This window comes from Psychrobacillus lasiicapitis (assembly GCF_006861795.1).
Taxonomy (GTDB): Bacteria; Bacillota; Bacilli; order Bacillales_A; family Planococcaceae; genus Psychrobacillus; species Psychrobacillus lasiicapitis.
Genome location: NZ_VDGH01000002.1, coordinates 88,215 through 106,938, shown reverse-complemented (window position 1 = coordinate 106,938; position 18,724 = coordinate 88,215). Strand labels below are relative to the sequence as shown.

At 38.8% G+C, this 18,724-nt stretch carries 14 protein-coding genes; 4 read left to right on the top strand and 10 right to left on the bottom strand.

What is annotated here, in order from left to right; genetic code table 11:
• Positions 1-16: 16 nt before the first annotated feature.
• Positions 17-205, top strand: a complete 189-nt coding sequence (locus FG382_RS03440) for a YjzD family protein (RefSeq protein WP_142537499.1) — start codon at positions 17-19, stop codon at positions 203-205.
• Positions 206-290: 85 nt separating this feature from the next.
• On the opposite strand, the gene FG382_RS03435 is transcribed toward FG382_RS03440, so the two are convergent.
• Complete coding sequence (locus FG382_RS03435; protein ID WP_142537498.1) at positions 291-2,417, bottom strand: ATP-dependent Clp protease ATP-binding subunit; 2,127 nt, start codon at positions 2,415-2,417, stop codon at positions 291-293.
• Positions 2,418-2,571: 154 nt separating this feature from the next.
• Between FG382_RS03435 and FG382_RS03430 the strand changes: the two genes are divergently transcribed.
• Complete coding sequence (locus tag FG382_RS03430) at positions 2,572-3,255, top strand: Crp/Fnr family transcriptional regulator (RefSeq protein WP_142537497.1); 684 nt, start codon at positions 2,572-2,574, stop codon at positions 3,253-3,255.
• Positions 3,256-3,642: 387 nt separating this feature from the next.
• Here FG382_RS03430 and FG382_RS03425 read toward each other — a convergent pair whose 3' ends face one another.
• Positions 3,643-3,951: a metal-sulfur cluster assembly factor gene (locus FG382_RS03425; RefSeq protein ID WP_142537496.1), complete on the bottom strand. Its 309-nt coding sequence runs from the start codon at positions 3,949-3,951 to the stop codon at positions 3,643-3,645.
• A gap of 48 nt (positions 3,952-3,999) precedes the next feature.
• Positions 4,000-4,758 carry a prolyl oligopeptidase family serine peptidase gene (locus FG382_RS03420; protein WP_142537495.1) on the bottom strand — a complete coding sequence of 253 codons (759 nt, stop codon included), beginning with the start codon at positions 4,756-4,758 and terminating at the stop codon, positions 4,000-4,002.
• Positions 4,759-5,109: 351 nt separating this feature from the next.
• Here FG382_RS03420 and FG382_RS03415 point away from each other — a divergent pair, with 351 nt between their 5' ends.
• Both FG382_RS03415 and FG382_RS03410 read left to right on the top strand, forming a co-directional pair.
• Positions 5,110-5,931 (top strand): Cof-type HAD-IIB family hydrolase, encoded by an 822-nt coding sequence (locus tag FG382_RS03415; protein ID WP_142537494.1) that lies wholly within the window; start codon positions 5,110-5,112, stop codon positions 5,929-5,931.
• 11 nt (positions 5,932-5,942) lie between these two features.
• Positions 5,943-6,794, top strand: a complete 852-nt coding sequence (locus FG382_RS03410; RefSeq protein ID WP_142537493.1) for a DegV family protein — start codon at positions 5,943-5,945, stop codon at positions 6,792-6,794.
• Positions 6,795-7,011: 217 nt separating this feature from the next.
• On the opposite strand, the gene FG382_RS03405 is transcribed toward FG382_RS03410, so the two are convergent.
• From FG382_RS03405 to addB, 7 genes are all read right to left on the bottom strand, one after another.
• A complete protein-coding gene (locus FG382_RS03405; RefSeq protein ID WP_142537492.1) occupies positions 7,012-8,448 on the bottom strand; it encodes an alpha-amylase family glycosyl hydrolase in 1,437 nt (478 codons plus the stop codon).
• A 229-nt stretch (positions 8,449-8,677) separates the two neighbouring features.
• Positions 8,678-8,824 (bottom strand): hypothetical protein, encoded by a 147-nt coding sequence (locus FG382_RS22905; RefSeq protein WP_211356364.1) that lies wholly within the window; start codon positions 8,822-8,824, stop codon positions 8,678-8,680.
• A 7-nt stretch (positions 8,825-8,831) separates the two neighbouring features.
• Positions 8,832-9,194, bottom strand: a complete 363-nt coding sequence (locus FG382_RS03400) for a YisL family protein (RefSeq protein ID WP_142537491.1) — start codon at positions 9,192-9,194, stop codon at positions 8,832-8,834.
• Positions 9,195-9,249: 55 nt separating this feature from the next.
• Positions 9,250-10,146 (bottom strand): fumarylacetoacetate hydrolase family protein, encoded by an 897-nt coding sequence (locus FG382_RS03395; RefSeq protein WP_142537490.1) that lies wholly within the window; start codon positions 10,144-10,146, stop codon positions 9,250-9,252.
• Between the two features lie 46 nt (positions 10,147-10,192).
• The gene (locus tag FG382_RS03390; RefSeq protein ID WP_229677270.1) at positions 10,193-11,389 is read right to left on the bottom strand and encodes a DUF418 domain-containing protein; all 1,197 of its coding nucleotides are present in this window, start codon (positions 11,387-11,389) and stop codon (positions 10,193-10,195) included.
• Between the two features lie 12 nt (positions 11,390-11,401).
• Positions 11,402-15,109 (bottom strand): helicase-exonuclease AddAB subunit AddA, encoded by a 3,708-nt coding sequence (gene addA / locus FG382_RS03385; RefSeq protein ID WP_142537489.1) that lies wholly within the window; start codon positions 15,107-15,109, stop codon positions 11,402-11,404.
• Positions 15,096-18,590 (bottom strand): helicase-exonuclease AddAB subunit AddB, encoded by a 3,495-nt coding sequence (gene addB / locus FG382_RS03380; protein WP_142537488.1) that lies wholly within the window; start codon positions 18,588-18,590, stop codon positions 15,096-15,098. The genes addA and addB overlap by 14 nt, the downstream gene beginning before the upstream one ends.
• Positions 18,591-18,724 lie beyond the last annotated feature (134 nt).

Here is an 18,724-nt window from a genome sequence, read left to right as displayed (position 1 = left end):
TCTGAGGTGAAAATACATGCATTATATTATGACGTTTATTTGGTCAGCTATTTTAGTTACTATGTTAAATTACGTAGTAAGTTCTGTACAAAATGTAGAATTCGTGTTTAAAGATGGGCTTATTATGTCAATACCAGTTGCTATCATGATCTTTATCATTACGGCAATTATTCCAAACGATCCACTTCCAAAAGAACAACACTAAAAAACAGCTCCTGAAATTGGGAGCTGTTTTTATATGTTCAAATATAACATTTTTATAAAGAACCTTTGATGGAAAGATAAATGAACTACTTAATGATCAGTTCTCCATCTTCTATTGAAGCAACTACTGTTCCGCCTGGAAGTACAGAACCCCCGATTAACAGTTTTGCTACGGCCGTTTCCAAATTACGTTGGATAAATCGTTTTAATGGTCTCGCACCAAACGCCGCATCTGTACCCTCTTCTACAATCCACTTAATAACTGAGTTATCTACTTGTAAGGTAATTTCTTGTTCCAGTAAACGGTTTTGCAACTGTTTCACATATTTCTCTGCAATTTTTTCAAAATGATGCGTAGTTAATGAATGGAACATAATAATGTCATCCATACGGTTTAGTAGCTCTGGTTTGAAATGTTCACGTAGAGCTGTCATTACTAATGTCTCTTCCTCTTCACCGACAACACCTGTTGTATTTGCTAAATATTGTGAGCCGATATTAGAGGTTAAGATAACAATTGTATTTGTAAAGTTTACGATTCGTCCTTGGCTATCTGTAATTCTTCCGTCATCCATTAATTGCAATAAAATATTTGCAACATCTGGATGTGCTTTTTCAATCTCATCCAGAAGTACAACTGAATATGGATTTCTACGTACGGCTTCGGTTAATTGACCGCCTTCTTCATAGCCAATATAACCAGGAGGCGCTCCAACTAGTCGAGAAACACTGTGTTTTTCCATATACTCTGACATATCAATGCGGATAAAGTGCTCTTCCGAATCAAATAGATTAGCCGCAAGTGACTTCGCTAGCTCCGTTTTCCCCACACCAGTCGGACCTAAAAATAAGAAAGAACCAATTGGTTTATGTGGGTCTTTAATGCCTGCTCTTGCACGCCAAACTGCTTCCGTTACTAATTGAACCGCTTTGTCTTGACCGACTACTCTTTCTCCAAGTGTCTCTTTTAAACGGAGCAGTTTTTCACGTTCTCCTTCTACTAGTTTTGTTACAGGAATTCCTGTCCATCTTGAAACGATAGAGGCTATTTCTTCTCCTGTTACTTCTTCACGTAATAATCGATTACTTGTATCATCGTTTACTTGTTGCTCATATGCATGTAATTCTTTTTCTAATGTCGGAATTTTACCGTGTCGCAGTTCAGCTGCTTTGTTTAAATCATATTTATTTTCCGCATCTTCTAGCTCTCGACGATAACGGTCTAATTCTTCACGTTTTTGTTGAATGACTTGAATAGATTCTTTTTCTTCTTTCCATTTATTGCTCATTTCGCTGGAAGATTGCTCGAGCTCTTTTAAGTCTTCACGCAATATTTCTAGGCGTTTTTGACTTGCTGCGTCTTTTTCTTTCATGAGTGCTTGCTCTTCAATTTGTAGTTGCATCATTTTTCTCGTCACTTCATCAAGCTCTTGTGGCATTGAATCAATTTCTGTTCGAATCATTGCACACGCTTCGTCTACAAGGTCAATTGCTTTATCTGGCAAAAATCTTTCTGTAATATATCGATTCGAAAGCTCCGCTGCTGCAACAATTGCGCGGTCATGAATACGTACACCATGATGCAATTCAAAGCGTTCTTTTAATCCCCGTAAAATAGAAACGGTGTCTTCAACAGAAGGTTCACGAACTAATACTTGTTGGAATCGTCTTTCAAGCGCAGGATCTTTTTCGATATACATGCGATATTCATCTAAGGTCGTAGCACCTATACAATGCAGTTCACCACGAGCAAGCATAGGTTTTAACATATTACCTGCATCCATTGCCCCATCAGTTTTACCAGCACCGACAATAGTATGGATTTCGTCGATGAATAAAATAATTTGTCCTTCGCTCTCTTTTACTTGCTTTAAGACAGCTTGCAGACGCTCTTCGAATTCCCCGCGATACTTTGCACCAGCAATCAGTGAGCTCATATCAAGCTCGAAAATTTCTTTATCCTTTAACCCTTCCGGTACGTCTTTTCGAACGATACGTTGTGCTAATCCTTCCACAATTGCTGTTTTACCAACACCTGGTTCTCCTATTAACACTGGGTTATTTTTTGTTTTTCTTGATAATATTCTAATGACATCCCGAATCTCTTGATCTCGTCCAATTACAGGATCCATTTTTCCTTCTTTCACAGCAGTAACTAAGTTACGTCCATACGTTTCTAAAGGTGTTTTTTCATCTTGTTGTTTCATTTGCATAACCAAACATCTCCTTACTGAAATTGTTTGACCTTCTTTGACTAATTCAATTATAATATCTTTCATTCAAATTTGTAAAGAAAAGTGATTTAAGGTAAATACTTTTAGGGAATATGCTATTATAAAATTATCGAAGGGAAGGTTGTGATTTTATATGAACGCACCCCAAGGTATTTATTCATTATTTGAGCAATTTGGTTCCATTCATAAAATAGAAAAAAATCGCCCTGTTTTCCTAGAAGGAGAACGTTCAGAGGATGTCTATCTTATCCAGTCGGGCTCTGTCAAAATAACGAAAGATACAGAAAGTGGTCAAGTGTTAACAATTCGTATTGCCGGTCCAAATACTTTTATCGGGGAAACCGCTGTTTTTTGCGAAGTTATTTATCATTCCGTTTCAGCACATACGAATGAACCCACTCACTTATTAGTAATACCCCGTGAGCAGCTAGAGAAACTTTTATCCTCCTCTTCTTTGCTAATAATGGAGTGGATGAAGGTTATTCAAACACATAACCTAAAAAATGAAACTCGCTTTAGAGACTTATTGTTGCATGGCAAAAAAGGTGCTCTTTACTCCACGTTAATCCGTCTTACAAACACATATGGAGTAGAACAAACGGACGGTAGCGTGGTAATCGACTATACCTTAACAAATCAAGAACTAGCAAATTTTTGTGCAACAAGCCGAGAAGTAGTCAATCGTATGCTAAATGATTTAAAAAAGCTTGGCATCATTTCTTTTGTCAAAGGAATTATCACAGTACATGATCTCCAATTTTTACGTACCGAAGTAGAATGCGATAATTGTCCACTCCATATTTGTCGCATTGATTAAATAAGGCACTTTTCATGCGTTGGCATGGAAAGTGCTTTTTGATTTGGCTTTGGTTGCTTTTGTTGAGGAGTTGGTTGCTTTCGTGGAGGAATTGGTTGCTCTAGTCCCTGAAGTGGTTGCTTTCATCACAATCTGATTGCCCTTTGACATTTTTTCCCGCTAAAACGACAGTTTTCATGCCATCTCTCTAGAAGTTTATTGACTTTATTGAAATCGGCTCGTTGTTAGATTGGTTGTTCTCCCCACACATCTGGTTGCTCTTACCGTGGAATTGGTCGCCTTTAACACAATCTAGTTGCCCTGCACCATTTATCTCCTGAAAAAATACTTTTATTCCATCAAAAAAGCGCAAGACGATCAATGGGATGCCTTGCGCTTTTTCTATAGTTATCTAATACCAAGAGCGATTTTTGCGTATCTTGACATGTTTTCTCTTGACCATGGTGGGTTGAAGACGATGTTTACTTCCGTTTCTTTTACTTCTGGCAATTCACCAAGCGCTGTTTTGACTTGGTCTACAATCATCGGACCCATTGGGCAACCGATAGAAGTTAGCGTCATTGTAACGTTTGCCGTACCTTCTTCTGTCAAATCTACATCATATACTAAACCTAAATTGACAATATCAACGCCCAACTCAGGGTCAATTACATTTTCTAATGCAGCCATCATGCTGTCTTTCATATCTTGATCCATTTGAATTCCTCCTTTATCACTTTCATTCATCATAACAAACAAGTGTACTTATGCCAAACTGTTTGCAAGCCATTTCGTGGCGGCTAGCATTCCTTTGCGAGATACTGCATGTCCTGCTGATTTTTCTCTCACGAATTCTATAGTTTGGTCACCATACTCTTCTTCAAAAGTTTTAATGAATTGAGCAGTAGGTGCAAAAGGTACAACTGGATCCTTTTCCCCGTGCCAGAAAAACAGCGACTTGCCACTTAGTTTTTCCATTTGATTGGTTGCATCAAACCTAGCTAAAGTATCAAGCATATCTTTTCTTTCTTCCGCATTTAATGGTATTTGAAAACCTTTTTGCTCCACTTGTGCCATCTGTGCTTTCGCTAGCTCAACATAACCTGGCGTTCCCATTAAGATAACCGCAGCGTCTATCCAAGGATAAGCAGTCAAGCATCCAAGTGTTGTGATACCACCCATTGAAGTTCCAGCAATTCCGATTTTCTGGTTGGTTAAATAGCCACGTTTTTGCAGCTCTTCCCGTAATATACCAACTTCCTCAATAGAGGTTAATACCGTTTCCCAAAAACGCAGGCTAATCTCGACCTGGTCTAATTGCTCATCGCGTTCTCCGTGTAAGTGCGCATCCGGTAAAATGACACGACATCCATCATGCACTAATTGATATGCGTAGTGGAGATTATGCTCTTTTGCGCTTTCAAAACCGTGTAGAAAAAGGACGATTGGTGCATTATTTTGCGTTTCTTCATGATAAATATGTAATAAAGGAATATTACGCCAGCATTCTTGTTGTACAATCATTTACTTCCCCCACCTTTTTGGATATATTATTATTCTAACAAAGCATTTCAAAATTTACAAAAAGCTTAAAGTGAAACTTCAATCAGTGGAGGTTTTTTTCATCCTCCACTGATTGTTAGTTGTGTCACACACGATGTGGGTCACGCAGACGTTGCAACACGATGTTGCGTACTTAGTCTGGGATCATTTCATCGGGCTTTTACGGGCAGTTGATATCCCACTTATCTTTTAGCTTCCCTTAAATCTTAAAGTGGGAAATTTACTGCCCGTTAATGCGGGGTAAACTATACATTTTGACCTTCCTCTGTGAACACGATACACTTTATATAAGAATAGAAGGGAGTTTTTCAATTGCAACGTCATTTAATAGTATTAGATTTAGATGGAACTTTATTGACAGATGAAAAGGTTATTTCAAACAAAACGAAAAATACACTGCTTCAAGCAAAAGAAGAAGGCCATGAAGTCATGATTGCAACTGGAAGACCGTACAGATCGAGTGAAATGTATTATAAGGAGCTTGGTTTAACTACGCCAATCGTCAATTTTAACGGAGCATTTGTACATCATCCAATGAATAAGTCATGGCAAACTGTACATAAACCGATCGAGTTGAATGTTGTAAAAGAAGTAGTGGAGGCTGTAGAAAGCTACTCCATTAAAAACATGCTTGCAGAAGTGCTCGATGACGTTTACTTACATTATCACGACGAACAGATGATGTCTGCATTTGCATTGGGCAATCCTAATGTTACAACCGGTGATTTACGTACTATTTTACAAAAAGATCCTACGAGTTTACTTATCCATGCAGAGGAAGACTCGGTCGATTTAGTTCGCAAGCATTTACGAGATGTTCATGCAGAAGTTATCGATCATCGTAGATGGGGCGCACCGTGGGATGTGATTGAAATTGTTCGTCACGGCTTAAACAAAGCAGTTGGCTTATCTCATGTTTCTTCTTATTTGGATATCCCCAAAGAACGAATCATAGCTTTTGGTGATGAAGATAATGATTGGGAAATGATTGAGTATGCTGGAGTTGGGGTTGCGATGGGAAATGCCATCAAACCATTGCAAAATATTGCAAATGAAATAACGAAAACAAACAATGAAGACGGGATTGCTGATTTCCTAATAGAAAGATTAAAATTAAAGCAAATAGCTTTTTAGGGGGATAAAAAATGAAATTATTTGCAGACAGTGCTTGCGACTTGCCTAAATCTTTTTATGCAGAACATCATGTGGAATTGTTCCCACTACGGGTTCATATAGGTGAGCAAGAATATGAGGATGTTATCGGAATTGATTCGAAACAAGTATACGAAGAGATTCGGAAAGGAGCCCACCCAAAAACTTCCCAAGCTTCACCAGAAAACTTTTTACGAGTGTTTGAAGAATTAGCGAAATCTGGAGAAGAAGGATTGTATGTTGCCTTTTCATCAGCACTTTCTGGTACGTATAGCACGGCTGTTATGATGCGTGAACAAGTGATGGAAACCTATCCCGATTTAAAGTTAACGATTATTGACTCCAAATGTGCATCTCTCGGTTATGGCCTACTAGTACAAGAGTCAGTACGATTAAAAGCACAAGGTTTGGATTTACAAACGATTGAAGAAAAAATCAGGTTTCAAGCCGAGCATATGGAGCACCTCTTCACCGTGGAAGATTTAGATTATTTAGCACAAGGCGGAAGAGTTTCCAAGGCAAGTGCTTTTATCGGCGGTTTACTCAATATTAAACCTCTTCTCCACGTGGAGGAAGGCAAGCTAGTACCTATTGAGAAAATTCGTGGGCGTAAAAAAGTGATCAAACGCATGATTGAAGTGATGGAAGAACGCGGCGAACGTTTAGATGAACAAGTGGTTGCGATCAGTCATGGAGATGATGAGGAAACAGCACTTGCCTTAAAACAAATGATAGAAGAAAAATTCAATCCAAAAAATATTGAAATATATCTGATTGGTTCTACGATTGCTGCACATACAGGACCTGGCACATTGGCATTATTCTTCTTAAATAAATTAGATTAAGAGAGCGAATTTATAAAGTGAGACTTCAATCAGTGGGGAGCCTTCATCCCCCACTGATTGTTAGTTGAACCAATCGGGCTTTTACGGGCAGTTGATCTCCCACTTATCTTTATCGCCTTTCTTCAATCTGAAAGTGGGAGTCTTACTGCCCGTTAATGCGGGACAAAAAACTGCTGTCTACGTCCGACGCAAATGGACTTAGGCAGCAGTTTTTAATTTATTTCTTATTTGTTTGTTCGTTTTTACGTTGCTTTCCTTTTTTCCATACGATTACTAAAAAGGCAAGGAACAATATATAGGATAATGCCATTGCAAAAATATATGATTTGTTTAACCCATGACGATCGGTTACTTGATAGACTTCTACGATTTCCCGATCAAGTACTAATCTATATTCTCCATTATCATCTGCTCGAACAATATCAGATTCAAATAATCCACGAAGCTCTTTGTTATCACCAACGATATCTTGTGTTAAATCAATACGCTTCGTTTGGCTTGTATTATTAATAACAACAATGAATTGTTCGTCGTCTGAATAACGTTTATACACTATATAGCCATTTTCATTTTCTAGCAGTTCGATTTTGCCAGTGCGCATTGTTTCCGATTTATTGCGAATGGAATTAATGTCTTTAATATACTCGATCAACTCTTCATCTACACGGAAATTCATGACTTGGTGACTTTCTTGTGCATTTTGGCCATTCATCGCAATTTCGGTTCCATATGTCATATATGGCACACCAGGCATTGTTAACATTGCGCCAAGCGCTGTTTTTATACGAGTAGGTGGGAACATATTTTCCAGCGCACTATAGTAAGTAAATCTTTCCGTATGTAAATCATCGATCAAAAGTAAGTCATTATAATTGGTTGACACAATACTTTCTGTTGGTAAATCTGTATTTTTAAAAGCATTTCGTAAATTTACCTGTAATTCTTCGGAATAGTTGACGTCAAAGTTTGCATCCGATTCCTCTAGTGCAATCACATACATTGGATCGCGAACTTCTTTTACAGTTGTAATCATTTCGTTAATAAAAGAGGTTGGGGCTCCGTTTAATTCGGACAATTTTACGCCATCAATACCATATGTATTTGCAAATTCGACCAATGTATTGATGAGTGCTTGTTGTGCTTCTACATTTTCCAAATCTAATGTTAATACATCATTGTCTGTGCTTAGTATCCAGTCTGCCTCTGCGTTCCATATATGATTTAAGCTATAATTGTTTAGCGGAAATTCAATCATAATCTTTAAATTATGTTTATGTGCTTCATTGATCAATAGTTGGAATTCTTCCGGTGTTCCAAAACGTTTTTCTAATGTATTAAAATCCAATACTCGTTTACCGTCATAGGTTTCTGTTGCGAAAACAGGTCCAATAGAAATAGTTGTAAAACCCATATCTTTAATATGGTCCATTTTTTCGATAATTCCTAAAAAGTCGCCACCAGCAAATGCATTCGGGTCTTTTGCATTTACATCATAGTCATTGGTAATTACTTTATTGAAATAACGATCAACATATAAATCGTAAATACTTTCATTTTGAATAGAAGCATCTGCTTCGGCATTTGTTGGCTGTGCCGATGTCATCCACAATCCACTCAACACTAATCCGGTCATTAGCCATTTGTTAAATTTCAAGGTAAATCCTCCTCTATCTAGGAAAGAGCATATTTATTTATAAAAACATATCACAGTTATTTTATCAAAGCTCTTTCGTAATCGCTATCGTTTAAGCACGAAAGCCCCAAAAACAGCCGATAATTCGTCCAAACTGTGACATAGCATAGAATTATTCCAGTAATTATTCGTAAGTTGGAAAAAAGCGAACATTAGTTGGAAAAGTAATTATCATAACAAAAACCACCAATCATTTTGGTGGTTTTGTGTTATGGAGAATATGATGATGTAAATCTTCTTCATCCAATGATTCCGCTTGTATGCGGGAAATCATGTAGGAAGCAACGATAAAAATAATCATCAATACAACGACAAAAATCAATAAGGATATTCCCATCGTTCGCTTACGCTAAAAAGTTGATATTCATTGGTAATTTGAAGCCTAGGAAAAGTGTGATGAAGAAGAAAACGAAAAATAACACGACAAACATTGTAAATGGTTTTCCTTTTTTCTTTTTCACTAAAGACATTTCCATCATTCCGATGACTAAAATTCCAGCTAAGAATTTCAATCCGTACAGCATGCCTTGACCGTAGTCCATACCTTTCATAAACAACGCAATTCCAGTAATAATGATCAAAATATAAAATAAGCGTAAAATCATGTGCACCACTTTTGGATTTTTAATTGCTAATGCCACTAAAAATAGGATGATCGCAATTACCCAAGTTGTAATGTGTAAATGTGGTGATGCTAAAAATTCCATTTGTTTCACCTCGATAATTTATTCACCTATATATCTTACCATCAAATGAAATATTTTACTCGAATTTGTTCACTAATGTACCGATTCCTTCAATGGAAACTTTCACAATATCGCCAGATTTTAAAAACTTAGGAGGATTAAATCCTTTTCCGACACCAGCAGGAGTTCCTGTTAGGATGACATCTCCAGGCTCTAAAGTAACGGATTTAGAAATTTCCTCAATTATTTGCTCGACAGAATATACCATGTCAGAAGTTTTACCATCTTGGCGGATCTCATCGTTTACCTTTGTTACGATTGTAAGCTCCTGTGGATTAGGTAATTCATCTTTTGTCACAATATATGGTCCCATAGGGCAAGAGCCTTCTAAGCTTTTTCCTAAGAAATACTGTTGATGCTTTTTTTGCAAATCTCTTGCAGTCAAATCATTTGCAATCGTATATCCGAACACATAATCATATGCAAGTTTAGAGGGAATGTCTTTTCCCTTTTTCCCGATTAGAATCGCCAGCTCCCCTTCATAGTCATATGCGTCTGTTTTATCGGCATGAATAGAAAGCGTTTGTTCATCAGCTGCTATAGAAGTTGGTGACTTTGTAAAAACGACAAAATCGTTCGCCACTCCGCCCATTTCTTTTGCATGCTCCGCATAGTTTTTTCCGATGGCCATTATATTTTTTGGTGTACGAGGTATTGGAGATAACCATTCGATTTCCGTAAATTGTTTTTTGAAATCATTTGCATTTTCCTCTTTTAAGGCAGCTTCTACTAGTTTACGAATTTGTTCGATAAAATCCATTCCTAGTCCGACACCCTCTACAATGGTAGCAGGAAATTCAGGAAGCACTTGGAGCGTCTCTTGAATGCTTAATACATCCCATACTGCCTCTTCCTTTTTCACTTTTGGTCCGAAGTAAATTTTATCATTCAAACGGTATGATAATAGTTTCATCGCTTTGACACTCCTCTAAGTATTTTAATAGCTTATCCTTAGTCTATTACAAATTGACTTTGTTTTCATCTTTTTGCGACAAATTATTTCGATAAGTCAGTTTTCTCCACAATGCCTCTACAGGTCCCTGTTTAAATTTCATAAACCAAGCTTCTGCAAATACTAGCTGCAGTACATAAATACCTACTGCCATCCATGTTCCAGTCCTAATATCCACTTTGCCATATAAGCCAAAACCATAAGCATAGAAAATGGTCGTCGCAATAATGGACTGCATCAAATAGATTGTCATCGACATACGGCCTGCTTTAGCCAATGGGGACAGCAGTTTTAGAATGAACGGGATGGTGCAAACAAGCGCTAGTATACCCGCGTATGCGATTGCTTGAAGCGGTCCCCCAAATGTATCTTGCACGGTCATCGTAAGTACATTCGGCTCTGTTAGATAAGGCAGCCACTTAATAGCTGTTCCAGCTCCAAGTCCCACTATAATGGCGATGATCCAAAAGACTTTTAAACTTCGTGCTCGTTCGATTAACTTTAGCTTTGCAGCTGCTGCACCAAGCAGTAAAAACGGCACAATTGTAAATAAAATCATCAAAACTATTAATCCGTAGCCACTCATATAGATCCAGTCATTCAGTCTTTGAGAGAAAATATCTCCCCAAGAACCAAGTGAATACGCCATAATAGATTTCTCTATCTCTTGAATTCCAGTATAAATAGTCAGACTTTCTGAATCCAACTTTCCAAGAAAATACAATAATCCATTTAACAGCCCGTTAGGTAGTAAAAATAAAAGCGCACTTATTAAAACTAACCAAATCGGCTTCAATCGAATCATTAAGATTAAAACAAATCCTGCAATCGCATATGTGATCAAAATGTCTCCTGACCATATTAGAAAGGCATGGATACAGCCAATCACAAGTAAAATGGATAGTCTACGAACAGCTAGCTTCGTAAAGGACGTTCCTTTTTCTTGCGATTTCATAAACTGCATCGCAAGTCCGTATCCAAAAAGCATGGAAAATAGCGGATAGACGCTACCTTGCACAAAAATGTCAATCCACTTATGCGTTTCATAATCACCCGGAACTTGAAACCAAGTATATGGGTTTATATAAATATAAGGACTATGAAAAAACAGCATATTGACGACAAAAATGCCAAGTAGCGCAAAGCCTCTCATCACATCAATTGATATTACTCTCTCTGTCTCCCCCACTGGACGAATTAACAAACCTTTTTCCTCCTATAACAAAACCGTTTTGTTTATATCAAATAAATAAAGTATCTTCTCTTTAATCTCTACTTGCAAAATAGATTCTATCGCTTGTGCATAAATAGATAATTGGATGGCATACCGTTTATTCATTTCTTGCTGTAACAATGCTTCATTGTTTGCTAAATGTTGAACATGATCTGTTTTATAATCCAATAATACAAAGCGTCCATCTTCTTCTAAAAATAAACAGTCGACCACCCCTTGAATAATTTGCTTATCCCCATCTCGGTCTTCCATCGCATACGTAAAAGGAAATTCTCGCATAACCTTTTTAGCAACACGTAATCTCTCTGCAATTTCCGAATGGAAAAATGGCATGATTTTTTCTGGATTAATCGCTGCTTGTTCTGCTTTTGTTAAAATTTCACGATCGTATAGCTCACTTGCAAATGCCTCTACCTGTTCGGTTGTTTTTACTTCCATTAAATCGACATTTTGCATAAACGCATGGACAGCTGTTCCAACTTCAGCTCCTGTTAGTTTCGCCTCTTGCTGTAAAAAGAATGGTCGTTTTGCAACTTTAGAAAGGCTATTTGTAGTAGGAGTCAGCTCAAAATAGGCTTCTTCTTCTCTTGCCATGAGCTGCTCTATTTTCTTCATTTCACTAACGCTTTGTTTCGATCGTTTCTGTGTGGAAAGCTCATAAGGATACACTGTATCAAAACGTGCTCTCACCTGTGGCAAAACAGTCGTTTTTTCCTTGTTAATGAGTTGATCGATCGAAAGCCTTTCTTGCTCTTCCGTTTCGGCCGACAATTTTAGTTCATCAACACATTTTGCTACAATACGCCATCTGGAATCACTTTCTACAATATTTGCTTCGTTTATATCCGAAAGTTGCTGAAAGTCTGCGTGTCGTGCAATCGCTGGACCTGCCCAGTCTAAATAGCCTTTTGCTTTCGCTCGAATGTATTCTGGGAGCATCTCATGCGGCAACAGAGCTTGTGCATCTTCCCAACCTGCAAGCGTCTTTTGTAAATCTTTAATAGATGCAATAAGATACAAATACTCCTTCGCCCTTGTCATCGCTACATATAACACACGCATTTCTTCTGCTTTCAATTCCATTTGTTTCTTCTCTTTCATCGATAGAAACGGCAATGAGGTGAACGATATCCGCTTTTCTGGATCAATGGCTTTTACCGCAAGACCAAAAGATTGGTCAAATAAGTATGGCTCGTTGAAGTCCATTTGGTTAAATGGTCTTCCCATTCCAGCTAAAAAGACAACTGGAAACTCCAATCCCTTCGAAGCATGTATCGTCATAAGCCGCACAACATTCTCTTTCTCACTCATCGCACGTGCCGCTCCTAAGTCATCTCCTCGTCTTCTCATTCGCTCGATAAAGCGTAAGAATCGGAATAACCCTCGGAAAGACGTTTTCTCATATTCCACGGCACGATCATGTAAAATACGTAAATTCGCTTGCTTTTGCATCCCATTCGGCATGGAACCAACCATTTCGTAATAATGCGTATCCAAATAAATTCGCCAAATCAAATCCGCAAGGGAACCTCTTCTACTCATATTCCGCCAATCCTCAAATTGCAGCAGAAAACGTTGTAGCTTTTCACCAGTCTCTGGAGATATTCCAGCACCCCCATTTGCTACAAACATTTTCAGCGCTTCGTAAAAAGATTCTTTTGGTGCGGCAAGGCGAATCGCGGCAAGTTCCGATTCTGTCAGTCCCACAAAAGGTGCACGAAGAACCGATGCAAGCGATACATCTTGGTATGGATTATCAATTGTTCGAAGGGTATGTAGCATGATAAGCACTTCAATCGCTTCAAAATACCCTTTAGAAAGCTCAGCATATAACGGAATACCAGCTTCTTTGAATTGGTCTGTCACTTCTTGTGACCACGTCATCGACCGCATTAATATAACGATATCGCTATACTCGACCGGGCGACTCGTTTTTTTCCAAGGGTCATATACAGTCGCTCCTGAATCCATCATTTCTTTTATTTTGGAAATGATGTAGCGAGCTTCTGCTTGGGATTTTTTAAGCTCTTCCTCTGCAATGACCATGTCATCTTCTTCTACAGATTCGACGCTTCCATCTTCCACTTCATATAAAAGGGCCAATTCGACCGGCGCTATTGCTTCGTTATACGGTGCTTGTGGCTTTAAAGAAGCATCATCGTCATAATTAATTTCCCCTACTTTTTCCCCCATAACTTGCTGGAAGATATAGTTCGTTGCATGCAGTACTTCTTGTCGGCTTCGGAAGTTAGCATTCAAATCAATTTTCACGCCCGAATCTTTTGGTAGGTCGCTAAATGCTAGGTATTTCCCTAGAAACAGCATGGGTTCGGCTAGTCGGAAACGATAAATGGATTGCTTCACGTCTCCAACCATGAACATATTACCAGTTTGTTCGTCGCCACTTTTCACTAATTGTAATATCGTTTCTTGTAGTAAGTTCACATCCTGGTACTCATCCGTCAGTACTTCCTTAAAACGTGCCTGATACTCTTTAGCAATGTCGGATGGTACGAGCTGCCCATTTTCATCATGCTCGGTTAAAATTTCTAGCGCATAATGCTCTAGATCGGAAAAATCGACTAATCCTCTATCATTTTTGGCAGCAGTATATCTCTCTCCATACGTAATGGCAAGATCAACTAACGTTTGTAATTGCGGAGCCATCAGTCGCATTTCTTCCAGTAAACGTGCTGGTGTTCTAGTGAAATAATTGTCTTTTAAATCATTTACTATTTTCTTCACTTTTGTTCGTTTAGCGGTAGCTTGTTTTTTTAATGCTTCATCGCAGGAGTCTTTTTTGATGGATGCTGCTTTTACCCATGAAAGACTACTAAAATAGTTAAATGTATCTTGCCAAGTACCCATTTTCATCAGTCGAATAGCTTCTTGGATCATCTCTTGATCTTTTAACGCAGTTTCAGCAAGTAGAGCAGGTCCGTTTGGCATATTTGACAATGTTCGAATTTCTTCCGCTACGGCAATTGCTTCTTCTAAGTGATGAATGATAGCAAGTTTCAACGGTTCGATAAAAGAAAGCTCATCTATCGTTATATCTTCACGTAGAGTATATGCTTGTGGAATCGCCAGTAACCATTTCTTAGGCTCTGGATGCACACGTGCATATGTATATAGTTTTTCAATCATCGTCTCAATGGATTGATCGTCTCTATCTGACGTGAAACTGTCTGATAGTCTATACATCGCTTCTGGGTTTTCTACTTGATATGCTTCCTCTAACACTTCTGCTAAAATATCGTCTCGGATAATCGCAGCTTCTGCTTCATTCGCAATGCGAAATCCAGGATCAATCGTGAGCATATACGAGTATTGCCGAACAATATTTAAGCAAAAGGAATGCAGCGTCGAAATTTGTGCCTTACTTAATAGACTTAGCTGCTTGCGTAAATGGGTAGATGTCGGATCGATTACAATTGCTTTTTCAAGTGCTTCTCCCATCCGGTGGCGCATTTCTGCTGCAGAAGCATTAGTAAAAGTTACGACTAATAACTCATCGACGTTTATCGGATTTTCTTTTGTGATTACTTTTTGTATAAGCCGGTCGATGAGGACAGCCGTTTTACCAGAGCCTGCTGCAGCAGATACGAGGACGTCTGAACCGGTTGCCCATATTGCTTTCCACTGGGCAGGTGTCCATGTTAACTCGGCTGGCATATCAGGAATGTTCATCCGTACTCATCTCCTTTCGAATTTTTTCAGTAACGATATCTCGTTGCTCTACTTTTAAATTTCGTACAGGCTGTGCAGGGTCCTGTGGGTCAAATTGACACACACTTCGATATGCACAATACGTACAAGGCATTTTGTCTTTTATACGATACGGATAAACACGAGTATCTCCTGCATTCATACCATTACCGGCTTGTTCATGTCTTTTACGTACAAACGACTGGAGAAGTTTCATCTGTTCAGGTTCTACTACTTTAGAGGCCGATTTTGATAAGTTTCCGTCTTTGTTCATACGTACCGGAATAATCTTGGAAAATCCTTCGATTTGTTCATCCATTTCCATAATCACTTCTGGGTCATCGAGTAGTAAACCATTCATTTTATACGATTTATAGATCTCTTCTTGTAACTCTGTGTCACTCATTTCCTTTTGCGTCTTAACAAAAGGATTATGCATATGCACATACAAAACACCTGCTGGCTCAGCGCTCTCCTGCAGCCAAATATCCGCATTTTCAATCGCAACGTCTAAATACGTTAACATTTGAAGCGATAAACCATAATACACTTCATTCAAATCGATCCCTTTGCGAGAAGATTTATAATCAACGATCCGAACATATAGATTACCATTTACATTCGATGCATCTACTCTGTCAATCCGCCCTCGCAACTGCATTTTACGCCCACGCTTCAATGGTATTTCTAGCGCAGGTAACGCTTCTCCTGGACCAAATCCTGCTTCAATAGCAATGGGCACGAAGGTGGAAACTTGGGAATGCTTGCTCAGTGCGAAAAGCGTAGAAGCCACAATTTGCTCCAGTTTTCGCTGAATATAACGGTAGCGATTCGTACTTAGTAATAGTTGATGGACAAATACTGGTACAATTTGATCGACCGCTTGTTTGGCAAGACCTGCGCATTGCTCTTTAGATAGCTGTGCCCATGTTAAGCCGAGTCTTGCAGTTTCGTCTGCAATCCATTTTAGTGCAGCATGGAATAAATCCCCGATTGCTGGTGCCTCCAAACGATATTCCGCTCGTTCCTCCAGCTTTAGCCCATATGCCGCATAATGGGCAAAAGGACAGCTATAATAGCGTTCTACTCGAGAAACACTTGAAATCATCGTTTCTCCGTATAAAGCGGACGTTATTTCCTGCGAGAGTCTTTCTGTTTTATTGCCATCTATTAAAGGTTTTACTACACGTTTTAAAATAGTAGACCAATATGGATCTTCCAAATAATAATGGTAGACTGATTGCCAAACTACCGGTAATTCTCCAGTTTCCAATGCTTTTCGAATTTGCATCACAACATATGGTAATGTTGTTCTTGGATGACTAATCGATTGGAGATCAAAGGCATCATCCGGGTGATCAATTGGATCTATTACAGCTATCTCTACCGGGACATCTATGATGAGTTGTTGGAGTTTTTTAATATACATCGATGGCAGTAACGCTTTTCCTTCACTATCTGCAATCGGATACGAAACAGATAAATATTCAGAGGCTGTGACGAAAGCTTTATACACTAAATAGTTTTCATCGAGCAAGCGCATTTTCGATGTTGGTGCTAACTCAAATCCTACTTGCGTAAACCATTCACGCTCTGTATCCGACAGCAAGCCTTCATGATCCATTCGTTTTGGGAATACACCATCGTTCACCCCAACGACAAACACAGCTTTTATATTTGTTAATCGGGCAATATCCACATTTCCGACGATTACTTGATCAATGGCTGGCGGGATACGGGAGAATTCTAATTGGTCATATCCTTCATCTAAAATTTTCGCCGCTTCCTCCACGCTCATCTCTTTCTCGCCAAACATTAACACGAATTGATCAAGTACATTCACCCACTCATTCCAAGCTTGTTCATGCTCAGAAGCAAGTAATAATTGACCATTTTCTTCTTCTGTTTTTCTCAAAACTTGTAGTTTCTCGTAAACTTGAAGCGACTCCATAAATGTAAATAATGCAGCAGCCATCTCTAACCCTGTTTTACTTTGTGCAAGAGTATCTGCAAGCTTTTTTAAAGGTTGTACCACTATATCACGCGCTGCATGCAAATCTGCTTGCATGCTTAACTCCTCGTCGGTTTGCACCTTCGAGTAAAATTCTAACCCACGGTATTTTTTATACACCCAACGTCGATCATCCAACCATCTATCCCCGTATATACCAAATGACAGGACAAAATTTTCTAAACGGTCTGCCCGTTCTCTCCACTTACTTTTAGACGCGTCTAATGGGAAAAACAAGTCCGTTTTAATCGCTCGGAACATCGGTTCATACTTCCAGCCTGTTCGAATGACTTCTAGTACCGTTCTGCTTAACTCGATTAACGGATGATGCAGCATCGATTTTTTTTGACTAATAAATACCGGGATATCATATTGCGAAAAAATGGTTTCGATTAGTCCTTCGTAACTTTCCGAATCACGATGCAAAATCGCCATTTCTTTATAACGCACTTCCTTTTGTTGCATCAACTCTCGTATTTGTCTTGCTACCGCATGTATTTCTGCCCTTCTATTTGCAGCTTCTGTTATTCGTAATTTACCTTCCGTTTTCATTTCAGCAGGTGGTAGCTGATCAAAGTTTGCTTCGATATGAGCAAGCTCCTTCGATACAAACCGTTTTTGTTCCGCTTGATGTACGATTTCTTCTATTTCCACTTGTTCTGCTTGAGCTATTTCTATTAATCTAGCGGAAGTATTTGCAGGCTGGTAAAATAATGATTGCTCATCCCGGCTATCTGCAAGGGTTTCCATTGGAAGAGCGATTGTAATACGCTTTACTTGTTTCATTAAAGCTTGAATAATTTCTAATTCTCTCGTTGTAAACGAAGTGAATCCATCGATGTAGAGTTCTGTTTTCTCTAGCAGACTTGAGTCTTTTATTTTTTGGGCAAGCAAGGTTAAATACCCTTCCCCATCAATATAGCTTGTCCCTAATTTTTGCTCCATTAAATCGAGCATGAGCATAAGATCAGCTGATTTATCTAGTAGTGTTTTAGGTGCTTGGACCGCTTCTAATTGATTTAAAGCGTTTGCCATCGTAGCATGGTCTAAACAATACCGACTGAATTCTTTCATCAGGACTTCTATCTGATCGGTAAAACCTCTTTTGGTTGCGGCTCTATTAAATAGGGTAAATTCGTCTTTGTGATCCTCTAATAAACTGCGGATAAGCATGCGATACCCAAATCCGCTTATTTCCTCTTTCGCTATTCCACCAGTTTCTTGTAATACACGCCAAGCTAACCGTTTAAATGTCGTCACTTGTGCACGTATTAACCCTTTGAGCCCTGCTCCAGCTGCAAGATCATACTCACTGGAAAACGACATTTGGTCAGGCACTATATAAAATAACGGATCCCCAAATGGGTCTTGTCGTAAAGAGTGTACTATTTCTTGTTGCATAAATATGGTCTTCCCTGTTCCTGAACGTCCACTAATAATCCGTAATGACATACTTAAACTCCTCTCTTGAAAAGCGTAAGCGCTTATGTCTGCCCAGACAGGCAAATGTGGATGGGGTAGGTCTGCAAAGTGCACCACATCCTGTGGCAAAGCAGACATAACCCGCATCGTGCGGGCCAAGGAGG

Bases quoted from the DNA above. Each gene is read 5' to 3' on its own strand.
- FG382_RS22905 (WP_211356364.1), bottom strand. From the start codon at position 8,824: ATGGGAATATCCTTATTGATTTTTGTCGTTGTATTGATGATTATTTTT.
- FG382_RS03440 (WP_142537499.1), top strand. From the start codon at position 17: ATGCATTATATTATGACGTTTATTTGGTCAGCTATTTTAGTTACTATG.
- FG382_RS03395 (WP_142537490.1), bottom strand. From the start codon at position 10,146: ATGAAACTATTATCATACCGTTTGAATGATAAAATTTACTTCGGACCA.
- FG382_RS03425 (WP_142537496.1), bottom strand. From the start codon at position 3,951: ATGGATCAAGATATGAAAGACAGCATGATGGCTGCATTAGAAAATGTA.
- FG382_RS03435 (WP_142537498.1), bottom strand. From the start codon at position 2,417: ATGCAAATGAAACAACAAGATGAAAAAACACCTTTAGAAACGTATGGA.
- FG382_RS03430 (WP_142537497.1), top strand. From the start codon at position 2,572: ATGAACGCACCCCAAGGTATTTATTCATTATTTGAGCAATTTGGTTCC.
- addA (WP_142537489.1), bottom strand. From the start codon at position 15,109: ATGAACATTCCTGATATGCCAGCCGAGTTAACATGGACACCTGCCCAG.
- FG382_RS03400 (WP_142537491.1), bottom strand. From the start codon at position 9,194: ATGGAATTTTTAGCATCACCACATTTACACATTACAACTTGGGTAATT.
- FG382_RS03410 (WP_142537493.1), top strand. From the start codon at position 5,943: ATGAAATTATTTGCAGACAGTGCTTGCGACTTGCCTAAATCTTTTTAT.
- FG382_RS03420 (WP_142537495.1), bottom strand. From the start codon at position 4,758: ATGATTGTACAACAAGAATGCTGGCGTAATATTCCTTTATTACATATT.
- addB (WP_142537488.1), bottom strand. From the start codon at position 18,590: ATGTCATTACGGATTATTAGTGGACGTTCAGGAACAGGGAAGACCATA.